Annotated in this window: 11 protein-coding genes; 9 read left to right on the top strand and 2 right to left on the bottom strand. The window is 68.4% G+C overall.

The features are described from left to right. Positions 1-1,472: acyl-CoA dehydrogenase family protein (locus tag EV649_RS34035; protein WP_130387806.1), on the bottom strand; the 1,472-nt coding region annotated here is incomplete at its 3' end. Between the two features lie 100 nt (positions 1,473-1,572). On the opposite strand from EV649_RS34035, the gene EV649_RS34040 reads away from it, so the two are divergent. The 9 genes from EV649_RS34040 (at position 1,573) to EV649_RS34080 (ending at position 12,834) form a co-directional block, all read left to right on the top strand. Beyond that, a complete protein-coding gene (locus tag EV649_RS34040; RefSeq protein ID WP_130387807.1) occupies positions 1,573-1,968 on the top strand; it encodes a TOBE domain-containing protein in 396 nt (131 codons plus the stop codon). Then, on the top strand, positions 1,965-2,744 hold the full coding sequence (modA, locus tag EV649_RS34045; RefSeq protein WP_241999031.1) for a molybdate ABC transporter substrate-binding protein: 780 nt from the start codon (positions 1,965-1,967) through the stop codon (positions 2,742-2,744). The genes EV649_RS34040 and modA overlap by 4 nt, the downstream gene beginning before the upstream one ends. Further along, positions 2,741-3,547, top strand: a complete 807-nt coding sequence (modB, locus tag EV649_RS34050; protein ID WP_130387809.1) for a molybdate ABC transporter permease subunit — start codon at positions 2,741-2,743, stop codon at positions 3,545-3,547. Before modA ends, modB begins: the two co-directional genes overlap by 4 nt. Before the next feature lie 20 nt (positions 3,548-3,567). Next, on the top strand, positions 3,568-4,605 hold the full coding sequence (locus EV649_RS34055; protein WP_241999032.1) for an ABC transporter ATP-binding protein: 1,038 nt from the start codon (positions 3,568-3,570) through the stop codon (positions 4,603-4,605). A gap of 241 nt (positions 4,606-4,846) precedes the next feature. Next, entirely contained in the window at positions 4,847-7,402 is a 2,556-nt protein-coding gene (gene lanKC / locus EV649_RS34060) for a class III lanthionine synthetase LanKC (protein ID WP_130387811.1), read from the top strand. Positions 7,403-7,406: 4 nt separating this feature from the next. Next, complete coding sequence (locus EV649_RS34065) at positions 7,407-7,544, top strand: SapB/AmfS family lanthipeptide (RefSeq protein WP_130387812.1); 138 nt, start codon at positions 7,407-7,409, stop codon at positions 7,542-7,544. Between the two features lie 138 nt (positions 7,545-7,682). Continuing rightward, complete coding sequence (locus EV649_RS34070) at positions 7,683-9,503, top strand: prolyl oligopeptidase family serine peptidase (RefSeq protein WP_241999034.1); 1,821 nt, start codon at positions 7,683-7,685, stop codon at positions 9,501-9,503. Continuing rightward, positions 9,500-11,152: an ABC transporter ATP-binding protein gene (locus EV649_RS34075; RefSeq protein ID WP_130387814.1), complete on the top strand. Its 1,653-nt coding sequence runs from the start codon at positions 9,500-9,502 to the stop codon at positions 11,150-11,152. The genes EV649_RS34070 and EV649_RS34075 overlap by 4 nt, the downstream gene beginning before the upstream one ends. After that, entirely contained in the window at positions 11,149-12,834 is a 1,686-nt protein-coding gene (locus tag EV649_RS34080; protein WP_130387815.1) for an ABC transporter ATP-binding protein, read from the top strand. Before EV649_RS34075 ends, EV649_RS34080 begins: the two co-directional genes overlap by 4 nt. On the opposite strand, the gene EV649_RS34085 is transcribed toward EV649_RS34080, so the two are convergent. Beyond that, positions 12,813-13,427: a response regulator transcription factor gene (locus tag EV649_RS34085; RefSeq protein ID WP_130388215.1), complete on the bottom strand. Its 615-nt coding sequence runs from the start codon at positions 13,425-13,427 to the stop codon at positions 12,813-12,815. The genes EV649_RS34080 and EV649_RS34085 overlap by 22 nt on opposite strands. Between the last annotated feature and the right edge of the window lie 399 nt (positions 13,428-13,826).

Consider the following 13,826-nt stretch of genomic DNA (forward strand, 5'->3'; position numbering starts at 1 on the left):
GCATCCGGATCCCCTGCATCACTCCGGTCGTTCCGATTCGGTACGACGTCCCGCAGCCGCTCGATCAACGGACGCAGCGCGGCCTTCTCGACCGCTCTCTCCACCGCCTGCACCGTGACAAACCTCGCCAGACCCAACGGGTCCAACTTGCCGAACGACTCGCGGTAGTCCGTCAGCAGTCCCTTCGCCACCAGCTGCAGCAGGACCGTGTTGTCGCCCTCGAAGGTCGTGAACACATCGGTGTCCGCCTTCAGCGTGGCCAGCCTGTTCTCGGCCAGGTACCCCGCGCCGCCGCAGGCCTCCCGGCACATCTGGATCGTCTCGGTCGCATGCCACGTCCCGAGCGCCTTCGTCCCGGCCGCCTGCGCCTCCAACGCCCGCCGGTCGTGCTCGCCCTGGTCGTCGTTGAACACCCGGGCGAACTCTTCCACCAGCTCGGCCTGCGCGAAGTGGAGTGCATACGTCCGCGCGAGCAACGGCAGGAGCCTGCGTTGGTGCATCCGGTAGTCGAGCAGGATCGCCTCCTCGTCGCTTCCCGGAGCGCCGAACTGGCGCCGCTGAGCGCCGTACCTGATCGCGATCGTCAGCGCCACCTTGCTCGCGTTGATCGCCGCGCCGCCGACCGACACCCGGCCCTGCACGAGCGTGCCGAGCATCGTGAAGAACCGGCGGTCCGGGTTCTCGATCGCGCTGCTGTAGTTGCCATCCACATCGACCTGGGCGTAGCGGTCGAGCAACGCCTCCCGCGGCACCCGAACCTGGTCGAAGACGATCCGCCCGTTGTCGACACCGTTCAGCCCGAGCTTCGGCCCGCAGTCCGACAACGTGACGCCCGGAAGCGCCGCACCGTCCGCACCCCGGATCGGCACCAGCAGGCAGTGCACACCGTGACTCTCGCCGCCGACGATCAACTGCGCGAACACGGCCGCCATCCGCCCATGACGTGCCGCGTTGCCGATATAGTCCTTCCGCGCCGCCGTCGACGGCGTGTGCACGACGAACTCTCCCTTCGCCTCGTCGTACGTCGCTGTCGTGCCGAGGGCCTGCACGTTTGACCCGTGACCGGTCTCGGTCATCGCGAAGCAGCCGAGCAGCCGTCCGCTGACCGCATCCGCCAGATACCGCTCGTGGTGCTTCTCGGTCCCCAGGTGCTGGATCGCGCCGGCGAACAGACCGAACTGCACACCGGCCTTCACCATCAGCGACAGGTCGCCGAACGCCAGCGTCTCGAACGCCGCGATGAACCCGCCCAGGTCCCCCTCGCCGCCGTACTCCTTCGGATAGCCCCGCGCGGGCAGCCCGTCCGCCGCCGACTGCAGCAGCAGGTCGAGGATCCGGTCCCGGTACTCGTCCCGCGGCAGCCGGACCGCGAGGTCACCCAAGTCAGCGTGCGCTCCCAGCCCTGCCCGCACGACGTCCCGCGCCGCCCTGTGCGGCCCGTCCAAGTAGTCCCGCATCGCCGATGTGCTCATGTCCTATAACTTACGAGGAATCGCCACTACTTTCCGTCACGGCCTCGTGACTGTGGAAAACCTGGCATCAATCCGCATCTGCGGCGGTAGGCTGTCTCCCGTGCCGAACTTGCGGGTCAGCGAGGTGGCCGCGCTTCTGGGGGTCAGCGACGACACGGTGCGTCGCTGGATCGATCAGGGCCGGTTGCCGTCGAAGCAGGAGAACGGGCGGATGGCCGTCGACGGGCGAGCGCTCGCCACGTTCGCCCAGGAGCTGGCGGACTCACCGGAGCCCGGTCACACCGCCGCGGCGTCGGCGCGCAACCGGATGCGAGGGATCGTCACCCGGGTGCTCAAGGACGGTGTGATGGCCCAGGTCGAGATGCAGGCCGGGCCGTTCCGCGTCGTGTCGCTGATGAGTCGTGAGGCCGCCGACGAACTCGGCCTGGAGCCCGGGGTGGTGGCCGTCGCCTCCATCAAGTCCACCCACGTCGTCGTCGAGATCCCGGAGGCATGATGTTCCGCCGTACCGCGTTCGCCGTCCTTGCCGCGGCCGCCGCGCTTGCGCTCGCCGGGTGTGGCGACGACACCCCGGCGGCATCGTCTCCGTCGAGCAGCTCGTCGGCCTTGTCGGGCACGGTGAACGTGTTCGCCGCCGCATCGCTAACTGGCACGTTCACCCAGCTGGGCAAGGACTTCGAGGCCGCCCACCCCGGCGTGAAGGTGACCTTCAACTTCGCCGGCAGCTCCGCGCTCGCGAAGCAGATCAACTCGGGCGCGCCCGCGGACGTGTTCGCGTCGGCGGCGCCGAAGAACATGGACGACGTCAAGGACAAGGGCGCATCGACGAACTTCGTGAAGAACACGCTGGAGATCGCCGTACCGAAGGGCAACCCGGGCAAGGTCACCGGGATCAAGGACTTCGCGGACAAGAACAAGAAGATCGCGATCTGCGCCGCGCAGGTGCCGTGCGGCGCGGCGGCCGCGAAGGTGTTCGCGGCGGTCGGGATCACCGCGCAGCCGGACAGCCTCGAGCAGGACGTGAAGGCGGCGCTCACCAAGGTCAGTCTTGGTGAGGTCGACGCGGCCCTCGTGTACAAGACCGACGTACTGTCCGCCAAGGACAAGGTCGAGGGCATCGAGTTCCCGGAGTCGAGTAAGGCCGTCAACGAGTACCCGATCGCCACACTGACCAAGGCTCCGAACCCGGACGGCGCCAAGGCGTTCGTCGACTATGTCTTGTCGGACAAGGGCAAGGCAGTCCTGACCGCCGCGGGCTTTGACGCACCGTGAGTCGTCGTAGCAGGAGCACTAGTGGGCGGCTGCCCCTAGTACTTCTGCTGCCTGCTCTGCTCGGGTTGGCGTTCCTGCTCGTCCCGTTGGTCGGTCTGCTGATCAAGGCGCCTTGGTCGACGTTGCCGGGACGCCTGTTCAGTGCCGATGTGTGGCAGGCGTTGCGGCTGTCACTGGTGTGCGCGACTGCTGCTACTGCGTTGTGCTTGCTCCTAGGTGTTCCGCTGGCCTGGTTGCTCGCCCGCGGCGGGCTGCCTGGGCGGAGTGTGATCCGGGCGTTCGTGACGGTTCCGCTGGTGCTGCCGCCGGTGGTTGGTGGCGTTGCGTTGTTGCTGGTACTCGGACGACGCGGTCTGGTCGGTCAGCACCTCGACACGTGGTTTGGCATCTCGCTACCGTTCACGACTGCCGGTGTGGTTGTTGCAGAGGCCTTTGTGGCTATGCCGTTCCTGGTGATCTCTGTGGAGGGCGCACTGCGTGCTGCTGACCCGCGGTACGAAGAGGCGGCCGCAACACTCGGTGCCGGACGGTGGCTGACGTTCCGGCGGGTGACGCTGCCTTCGATCGCACCTGGTGTTGTTGCCGGGACAGTGCTCTGCTGGGCGCGTGCCCTGGGTGAGTTCGGCGCCACCATCACGTTCGCCGGCAACTTCCCGGGCCGTACGACGACCATGCCGCTGGCCGTGTACCTGGCGTTGGAGACTGACCCCGATGTGGCCGTCGTACTGAGCCTGGTGCTTCTGCTGGTGTCTGTCGTCGTACTGGCGTCTCTCCGCGAGCGCTGGATCGGTGGGCTCCGTTGACTCTGTACGCCGATGTGCAAGTGAGCCGTGGCTCCTTCGAGCTCGCGCTGGACCTGACTGTCGAGCCAGGTGAGGTTGTCGCGCTTCTCGGCCCCAACGGCGCCGGCAAAACCACAGCGCTCCGTGCCATCGCCGGACTGCTTGCATTGGACCGCGGACGCATTGCCCTCGACGACACGGTGTGGGACGAGCCGCCGCGCACCTTTCGTACGCCGGACCGCCGGCCGATCGGCGTGGTGTTCCAGGACTACCTCCTGTTCAACCACCTGAGCTGCTTGGAGAACGTGGCCTTCGGTCTTCGCGCCCGCGGCGTGGAGAAGCAGACCGCCCGGATGGAAGCCACGCGCTGGCTCGAAACAGTCGGCTTGTCGGAGTACGCCCGTACTCGTCCCCGCGCTCTGTCCGGCGGACAGGCCCAACGCGTGGCCCTGGCCCGGGCACTGGCCACGGACCCCGAACTCCTGCTGCTCGACGAACCACTAGCCGCACTCGACGCCGGTACGACGCTTCACGTCCGAGCCGAACTGGGCCAGCACCTCAATCGCTTCGAAGGCCGCACCCTGCTGGTCACCCACGACCCGCTCGACGCCATGGTCCTGGCCGACCGCCTGGTCATCATCGAGAACGGCCAGGTAGTCCAGGAAGGCAAACCCACCGAGGTGGCCCACCGCCCCCGCACCGACTACGTAGCTCAACTGGTAGGCCTCAACCTCTACCGCGGCGACGCTTCAGGCACCACAGTCAGACTGCCCGAGGGCGGCACGATCACGCTTGCCGAACCAGCCACCGGCCCAGTCCACGTAGCGTTCCCGCCCACCGCGGTCAGCCTCTACGTGGAGCCCCCGTCCGGCAGCCCCCGCAACACCTGGCCCGCGGTAGTCACCGGCATAGAACAGCACGCCCACACAGTCCGAGTCCGCCTGGATGCCTCCCCTACCGGCCCCGCCGACCTCCTCGCCGACATCACCCCCGCCGCAGTAGCCGACCTCCACCTGACCCCCGGCCAACCCCTTCACACCACCCTCAAAGCCACCGAGGTCCACACCTACCCGGTCTGACCGCGGCGGCGGTACGAGGCAGCTGGCTCGGGGTTACGGGCTGTGATGTTGTTGCTGTTGATTGACATGCCCTCGCGGGGGGATTCACGCTCAGGATTCGCGGTTCGGTAACAAAGAGTGCTTAGTTACTCACTCGTAGTGCGTGGGTTCTTCACACGAGAGTGATGACATCGTGCACTACGCCGACCCCGGTCGCGGCGCCCAAGATGTGGCGGGGCCACGAAAGGGGGGTCGGACAGTCATGCACGAGAGTTACGAGTTCTACTGCCTTGCGGATCGGCGGTTCTACGAGACGCCGGCCAACCGTGGTGCGCAGCATCCGGATTTCGCCATCACGCAGCGGCCGGTGCCGACCGGGTGGCAGCACGTGCCGGGTGAGCAGTGGATGCACTACGCGCCTGACGGTCTCCGGCTTCCTCAGCAAGGCTGGAAGATCCACGTCTCGGCACAGCTCAAGGATGTCGAGCGGACGCTCGAGGCCGTGTGGGAGTACTGCGTCCCGCGCGGCATCGCGTTCAAGTTCCTGCGCAACGAGGCCGTCCTCGTGATGACGAACTCGAAGGCCGCTCCCCGCGGGTCGAGCGGCAAGCTGGTGACGATCTACCCGACCGACGACACGCAACTCGAGCTCGTACTCAAGGAGCTCGACGAAGCACTTCACGGCGTCGAAGGCCCTTATATCCTGAGCGATCTGCGCTACGCCGAAGGTCCGCTGTTCGTCCGGTACGGCGCCTTCGTCAGCAGGTACTGCCTCTCCCCGACCGGGGAACGCGTCCTGGCAATCGAGGACGCCGAGGGCAATCTCGTCCCGGACCACCGCGGCCCGACCTTCGTCCTGCCGCCCTGGATCCAGCTCCCGGACTTCCTGAAGCCGCACCTCGACGCACGCAACGCCGTCACCACCAACGACCTCGCATACACGATCGACGGCGTCATCCAGTTCTCGAACGGCGGCGGCGTGTACCTCGGCCACCACAACGAGACCGGCGATCGCGTCGTACTCAAAGAGGGCCGCCCGCACGCGGGTCTCGACATGGCCGGCCGGGACGCGGTCGCGCGGATCGCCCACGAGCGCGACATCCTCGAGCAACTCGACGGCCTCGACGCCGTACCGAAGACGCACGACTACCTGCAACTGGGCGACCATCACTTCCTCGTGCAGGAGCACATCGATTCGGTGTCGCTCCAACGCGAGCTGGTACGCCGTTACCCGCTGACGCATCCGGACGCGACCGAGGCCGACAAGGCGACGTACGCCGAATGGGCGACCGCGATGATCGCCAAGGTCGGCGAGGCAGTCGGCCAGCTGCACGAGCGCGGTGTGGTGTTCTGCGACCTGCATCCGGACAACCTGCTGCTCGATGTGAACGGCAAGCTGACGCTGATCGACTTCGAGGTCGCGACCAGGGCCGAGGACCACGCCCGGTCCACACTCGCCCATCCCGGGTACGCCGCTCCGCAGGACCGGCAAGGTGTCGACGTCGATCGGTACGCGCTCGCCTGTATCGCACTCGGTGTTTATGCGCCGCAGGCAACGATCCTGCTGAATCTCCATCCCGGCAAGGCGTTCCAGCTCGCTGACATGATCGCCGACACCTTCCCGGTGCCGCGCGCCACGCTCGATGAGGCCGTCCGGACGATCGTCGGCGCCAACACCACCAACGAGCTCGAAGACCTGGCGCTGCCCGGCAAGGCCGAGTGGACCGACGTACGCGCGGCGCTCGCCAAGGCGATCGTCGCCGCAGCGACCCCGGAACGCACCGACCGCCTGTTCCCCGGCGACATCGCGCAGTTCCGCGACGGCGGCGGCATCAACCTCGCCACCGGAGCAGCCGGCGTCCTCTACGCGCTCGCTAGGACAGGCGCCGGGCGCTTCCCGGAGTACGACGACTGGCTGCGCAAGCAAGCCCTCAACACCGCGACCGGCCCCGGGCTGTACGACGGTCTGCACGGCGTAGCCCACGTCCTCGACGAGCTCGGCCACCGGCAGGACGCGCTGGACCTGGTCGAACGAACCCTCACCGACGACTGGAGCTCCCGCGAGCTCGGGCTGCACTCCGGCCTGGCCGGCATCGGCCTGAACCTCCTGCACTTCGACACCGAGCCGGCGCTCCGAGCGAAGGCAGTACGCGTCCTCGACCTGGTCGCAGACCGGCTCGACCACGACGTACCAGAAATCAGCGGCGGTCAGCACGCCCGCGCCGGCCTCATGTACGGCTCCTCTGGTCCGGCGCTGCTGTTCCTCAACGCGTTCGAGCAGCTCGGCGACACCGGTCTGCTCGATCTCGCGGAGATCGCGATCCGGCAGGACCTCAAGCGCACCGTGCTCACTGAGGACGGCATGCGTCAGGTCAACCAGGGCTGGCGGACCCTGCCGTACCTCGAAGAGGGCTCGGCCGGCGTCGCGCTCGTCCTTGAGCGCTACCTGCGGCACCGCCCGTCCGAAGAGCTCACAAACACCCTCGACGAACTGAAGCGCGTCACGCACTGCTCTTACTACGTCCAGCCTGGCCTGTTCATGGGTCGCGCCGGTGTTCTCCTGGCCGCCGCCTCACTCGGTGACCAGGTCGACGACCTGGTGCACGGCCTCGGCTGGCACGCGATGCCGTTCGAGGGCGGCCTCGCGTACCCGGGCAACCAGTTGCTCCGTCTCTCGATGGACCTGGCCACCGGATCGGCCGGCGTCCTGCTGGCTCTGGGTACGGCGCTGCAGGACGCGCCGGTGTCCCTCCCGTTCCTCGGACCTCCCCAGTGGTCCGAGTCCTCATCCCGACGACTTGCACCGAAGGAGGTGTAAACACATGGCACTTCTCGACCTTCAGGGTCTGGAGACCCCGGGTTACGGCCACGGCGGCCACCACCACGGCGGCTCCACGCTGACCGTGCTGGGCTGCGCTTCGCAGACCCCGAGCAACCTGAGCCTGCTGCTCTGCCACTGATACGGCACCTGTATGTCAGGTAGTGAGGCCCTGGGTGGGCGCAGGCCTACCCAGGGCCGACCTGTCTCCGAACCGGTAGCCCCGAGCCCGCGGGCTCGTTGTGTTGGTGGACAAGGAGAGAGTGAGGTGATTGTCTCCGTGCAGTCTTATCCATGCGCCGAGCGTCTGACGCTCGTGGAGCAGGTGCACGGTTGTACCGTCGCGGACCCGTACCGCTGGCTCGAGGACCCTTCGGCGTCCGAGCACTGGCTGCGGGACCAGGACGACCTGTGGCTGACGTACGCCGCGTCGCTGACCAACCGGTTCCGCTGGAAGAACCGGGTGAGGCAGTTGTCCGACGTCAGCAGCGTGTCCACGCCCGTCTGGCGCGGCGACCGCTGCTTCACCCTGCGCCGTGAGACCGGGCAGCAGTACGCCGTGCTGAACGTCGACGAGACGCCGCTCATCGACCCGAAGCAACTCGATCCGAGCGGTCTGACCACGCTCGACGCCTGGCAGCCCTCTCCGGACGGCACCAAGCTGGCATACCAACTCTCCCGCGGCGGTGACGAGCGTTCGTCGCTCCACGTCCTCGACGTGCTGTCGGGCGAGCTGATCGACGGCCCGCTCGACGGCTGCCGCTACTCCCCCGTGGCCTGGCTCCCGGACAACGAGACCTTCTACTACGTGCGCTTCCGTCAGGTACGCCGCCACCGCCTGGGCGACCCCGACGACGCCACGATCCTTGCCGACGAGGCGTCGTACGGGCTGGAGATCAGCGCGAACGGTCGCTGGCTGACGATCTGTACGACGACCGATGTGTGGCTCGCCGACCTGACAACGAACGCGCCCCCACGGCACCTCCCGCAGGACACGACCACGATCATGTCGGTCGGTCCGGACGGCCGTTTGTACGTCGTCACCACCCAGGACGCGCCCACCGGTCGGATCTGCGTCGGCGACCCGACCGAGCCGACCGTCTGGCACGACTACATCCGCCCGAACGCACCGCTAACCGGTCTCGCCGTCCTCGACGACGTCGTCCTGGTCAGCACGGCAACCGAGATCGCCGTCCACGACCGCCCAACCGGCCGTCGGCTCCGTACCCTCGAATTGCCCGTCCACGGGTCCATCGGCTCGCTCACAGCGCACGGCAATCGCGCCTGGTTCAGCTACACCGACAGCGTCACGCCGCCGACGGTCTGGTGCTACGACGCGAGCATGGGGCAAACGACCGGCCGGTCAGAGTCACAGGACCTTGAGACACACCAGCTGGCGACCAGTTCCGGCGTCGAGCTGCGGGTCATCGGCAAACCAGGGCCGCGTCCCACGATTCTCTACGGGTACGGCGGGTTCGGGCAGGCGCTCACCCCGACGTACTCCGCCTTCGCGCTGGCCTGGGTCGAAGCCGGCGGCTCGTTCGTCACTGCGACCGTCCGCAACGACACCCGCCACAACAAGCAGAACAGTTTCGACGACTTCATCACCGCCGCCGAGCACCTGATCGCCGAAGGCTGGACGACCGCCGACCAGCTCGCCATCTGCGGTGAGTCGAACGGCGGTCTCCTGACGGCGGCAGCACTCACCCAACGCCCGGAACTGTTCGCCGCCGCGGTCTGCTCAGCACCGCTGACCGACATGATCCGCTACGAACTCTCGGGTCTCGGCGAGCGCTGGACCGCGGAGTACGGCTCGGTCAAGAACCCCGACGACTTCAAGACTCTGGCGAGCTACTCGCCGTACCACCGCGTCGCCGACGGCGTGAAGTACCCGGCCGTGCTGCTGACGGCGTTCGGGAACGACACCCGCGTCGACCCGCTGCATGCGAGGAAGCTGTGCGCGGCGCTGCAGCACGCGACGGCGAGCAGCCGGCCGGTGCTGCTGCGGTTCGAGCCGGACGCCGGACATACGACCGGCGGCATCAACCTGGCCGCCGACATCCTCGCCTTCGTCGCCGATCAGACGGGCCTGGGCTCATGATCAGCTTCGGAGAGGTGGCGAAGCACGGTCGGGGCTGGTTGCCGTTGATCGGGGTCAACGCACTCATCGGCAGCGCCGTCACGCTCGCACTGCCGACGATCCTCGGTCGTTCGGTCGACTCGATCGTGGCCGGCACCGGCTACACGCGCTGGCTGGTCGTCGCGGCCGCGCTCATCGGACTCGGGATCGCGGCGAGCATCGTCGACGCGTTCGCCGGCGCGGCCTGCGTCGCCGAGACCACCGCCTGGCTGCGCCATCGGCTGGTCCGGCACGTCGTCCGCGGCGGTCCCGGCGGTACGCGCGACTTCGAGACCGGCGACCTCGTCACCCGCGTCTCGGCCAACGCCACCGACGCCGCCCAGGCCGGACCGGCCGCGGTGACCGCGATCGCCGCCATCGCTCCCCCGCTTGGCAGCCTCGTACTGCTGGCAGTGATCGACCCCTGGCTCGCCGCCGCGTTCTTCGGCGGCGTCCTACTCGTGGTCGTCGTCCTCTGGACCTTCGCCAAACGGACCGCCGACGTCAGCCTCGCCTACCAGGAGACCCAGGGCCGTATCGCTGCCCTACTGTCCGAGTCGCTGACTGGCATCCGCACCATCACGGCCGCCGGTACGACGGAGCGCGAGGAGCGCCGCATCCTCGGTCTGCTCCCCGAACTGCACCGCAACGGCGTCGTCACCTGGCGGATCCTGGCTCGCTCCGGCGCGCAGGCCGCGGTCGTCGGCCCGCTCGTTTTGGTCGCCGTCCTGGCCGTCGGCGGACTGCAACTCGTAGCCGGCAACATCACGGCGGGCGAGCTGTTCGCTGCCTCGCAGTACGCCGTTCTTGGCGCCGGTCTCGGCAACCTGACCGGTGTGCTCGGCGAGCTCGCCCGCGCCAAGGCCGGCGTCCGGCGGTCCGCCGAGGTGATCGGGGTCGAGCCCGTCGCCCACGGCACCTTGACGCTGCCGGCCGGTCCCGGGCAACTGACGTTCGACGGGGTCAGCGTGGTCGCCGACGGGAACGTCCTGCTGGACAACGTGAATCTCGATCTCCCGGGTGGGATCACGATCGCCGTCGTCGGCCCGAGCGGAGCCGGCAAGTCCGTCTTCGCGGCGGTCGCCGCGCGGCTGCGGGACCCGTCGACCGGTCAGGTCTCGCTGGACGGCGTACCGCTGCAGGCCGTCAGCCGGCGTGCGCTGCGCAGCGCGGTCGGGTGCGCGTTCGAGCGTCCGCAGTTGGTCGGCCGGACGGTCGGCGAGGCGATCGACCCGCACACGGTCAGCCCGGTCCGTACGCTCGCCGCCGCCCGCGCCACGCACGCCCACGACTTCGTCAGCCGCCTGCCCGACGGGTACTTCACTTCGTTGCGCAAGGCACCGATGTCCGGCGGCGAACGGCAACGCCTCGGCCTTGCCCGCGCCTGGTCGGCCGGTCGCCTGCTGGTCCTCGACGACGCGATGTCGAGCCTGGACACCGCGACCGAACGCCAGATCAGCCGCACCCTCACCGAGGACCGGCACCACCGCACCCGCCTGATCGTCACCCACCGCCCGGCTACCGCCGCCCGCGCAGACCTGGTCATCTGGCTCGACCACGGCCAGGTCCAAGCCATCGCTCCGCACGCCGACCTCTGGCACAACACGTCGTACAGATCTGTCTTCGGATGAGACGAGAGCTGTCGTACGGCGCTGCCGCGCTGCGGAAGCGGGCCACGGTCAAGTTGATCGGGTGGTCGGTTCCGGAGATCCTGCCGACGGCGGTGTACGGGATCGCGGTGGCGCGGGCGACGGACAGCTTTCTCGATGGACACGCGTGGCAAGGAATCGCCTGGCTGGGTGGGTTGATCGTGACGGCTTGCCTGGGGGCGGCCGGCGCGCGGCAGGTGTACGGGCGGCTCGGTGAGCTGGTCGAGCCGTTGCGGGACGATCTGGTACGCCGGGTTGTCGGCGGCGCGCTCCGGTCCGGGGACGACGGGGCGGTCGCGCGGCTGAACCGGCAGGTGGAGATCGTCCGCGACACGTTCGCGGGTCTGGTCCTCGTACTGCGCAGTTTCGCGGTCACGCTGTTCGGCGTACTGACCGGGCTGTTGTCACTCGCTCCGCTCGTTGCCGCATTCGTCGTACCGCCGTTCTTGCTGGGGTTCGTGCTGTCGCTCGCGGTCCTCGGGATGGCAGCAGACCGGGTGCGCGCGTCGCTGACCGCGGACGAGGAACTCGCCGCGTCGGCCGGGATGGTGTTCGGCGGGGTGCGCGACATCTCCGCGGCCGGCACCGAGGAGTACGCCGAGTGGTTGGTCGGCCAGCCGATCGAGGCCCACGCGGCGGCGGAGCGCGCGCTGGCGAAAGTGTCGGCGCTGCGGACGTTGTGCTTCGCGGTCGGCGGTTGGCTTCCGTTGCTGATCCTGCTCGCGGCCGGGCCGTGGCTGGTGGGGCGTGGAGTCAGCACGGGCACGTTGCTCGGGGGCCTCACCTACGTTCTGATCGGCTTGCAACCGGCGCTGAACACGGTGATGAACGCTCTGGGCGACAGCGGCCTGCGGTACGTGATCACGCTCGGCCGGATCCTCGACGCCTCGACACCCGCCGAAGAACCGCGACCGGTCGACGAATTGAACGGCTACCAGGTCCGGCTGCGTGGGCTGACGTTCGCGTACGGCCCCAAAGCCGAGCCGGTGCTCGACAACCTCGAGCTGACGATCCCCGAAGGTGAACACCTCGCCGTCGTCGGCCCCAGCGGCATCGGCAAGTCGACGCTGGCCGGCCTGGTCTGCGGAATGCTCACGCCGACGGCCGGCCGATTGCTGCTGGGCGGTGCACCACCAACCGATGTCGCCACCGATCGACTCGCGCAGACCCGGGTCCTGATCCCGCAGGAGGCCTACGTCTTCAGCGGCACCGTTCGCGACAACCTCGCCTACTTGTTGCCCGACGCAACAGATCACCAGCTCGAGCTCGCCGCGAAGACCATCGGCGCCGAGCAACTCGTCGAACGCATCGGCGGCCTGCACGCCACCGTCCGGCCGAACGAGCTCTCCGCCGGCGAGAAGCAACTGCTTGCGCTGGTGCGCGCCTATCTGTCACCCGCACCGCTCGTAGTGCTCGACGAGGCGACCTGTTTCCTCGACCCCGAGGCCGAACGGCTGGCCGAAGAGGCGTTCGCGAAGCGGCACGGAACGCTCATCGTGATCGCGCACCGCATCAGTTCCGCCCTGCGCGCGCGCCGCATCCTCGTCCTGGACGGCAACCAGGCCACCCTCGGGACCCACGCCACCCTGATGCGAACGTCCCGCATGTACCGCGACCTGCACGGCAACTGGACGCCCGGCGCTCAGATCCAGCCGGCGTCCTGAGCCTTCCGGATCGCCTCGATCCGGCTGCGGGATCCGGTCTTGGCGAGGATCCGGGACAGGTAGTTCCGCACGGTGCCCGCGCTGAGGCTGAGCGTGCGGGCAACCTCCTGCGCCGTCGCGCCGGTGGTGACGTGCCGCAGTACTTCGCACTCACGATCGGTCAGCGGGTTGTCACCAGCCTTCAACGCCGCCACAGCCAGCCGTACGTCGACCACGGGCAGTCCTTTCGCGACATCGCGCACCGCCTGCACGAGGAGGTCCGTGGTCGCATCGGTCGCGATCAGCCCGATCCGCGGCGCCTGCTTCACCAGCGCCAGGCTGGTCGCCGCGATCGCCTCGTGGTCGATCAGCACCAGCACGCCGCGCCCGGCGAGTTTGCGGCAGAGTTCCTCGATCCGGATGCGGCCGGGCAGTTGCGGGTCGAGCAGGAACACGTCCGGACGCCGCCCGGCCACCTGGAGGACGTCGTCCGAGCGGTCCAGCTCGGCCACCACGTCCAGGTCGTTCTCCCTTGCCAGCACCGCGGCCAGTGCACCACGCACCAATGTGCCGCGATGGCCGAGAGCCACTCGGATCAACGCTTCTGCCCCCATCACATCCGTCGCCTCATCCACTGGCTGCCGCATCCCGATCGCCGGACGGCGGCACCCGTGTCTCGATAACGAGCGAACTGTCCGGACGACACGGGACAGCGCCGTCGAAGTGGCCCCGGAAAGCCGTTTTCAGGCGGTGGTAAACCGATCGGTTCCGACCATCGGCCATCGGCGTGTCGAGCCCGGAAACCGTTCTGTTGTTGGGGTTTCGGAATGTCAGGCCCTGGAAAAAGTTCGGGGCAGATCGGAATCCGGGGTTGCGTTTCCGCCGAACGTCCCACAGGATGACTCAGGTCACGCCGTTACCGGGGCGTGACCGTTCGGACGCCGTCCTGTGACCTGTCCGAGTGCCCCTCCCCTGCACGGGGGGCCTGGTGCGTCCCACCATGCCCAAGCTCA

Origin of the sequence: Kribbella sp. VKM Ac-2569, assembly GCF_004216905.1 — a bacterium.
Classification (GTDB): domain Bacteria; phylum Actinomycetota; class Actinomycetes; order Propionibacteriales; family Kribbellaceae; genus Kribbella.

Bases quoted from the DNA above. Each gene is read 5' to 3' on its own strand.
- EV649_RS34085 (WP_130388215.1), bottom strand. From the start codon at position 13,427: ATGGGGGCAGAAGCGTTGATCCGAGTGGCTCTCGGCCATCGCGGCACA.
- EV649_RS34075 (WP_130387814.1), top strand. From the start codon at position 9,500: ATGATCAGCTTCGGAGAGGTGGCGAAGCACGGTCGGGGCTGGTTGCCG.
- EV649_RS34065 (WP_130387812.1), top strand. From the start codon at position 7,407: ATGGCACTTCTCGACCTTCAGGGTCTGGAGACCCCGGGTTACGGCCAC.
- EV649_RS34080 (WP_130387815.1), top strand. From the start codon at position 11,149: ATGAGACGAGAGCTGTCGTACGGCGCTGCCGCGCTGCGGAAGCGGGCC.
- lanKC (WP_130387811.1), top strand. From the start codon at position 4,847: ATGCACGAGAGTTACGAGTTCTACTGCCTTGCGGATCGGCGGTTCTAC.
- modA (WP_241999031.1), top strand. From the start codon at position 1,965: ATGATGTTCCGCCGTACCGCGTTCGCCGTCCTTGCCGCGGCCGCCGCG.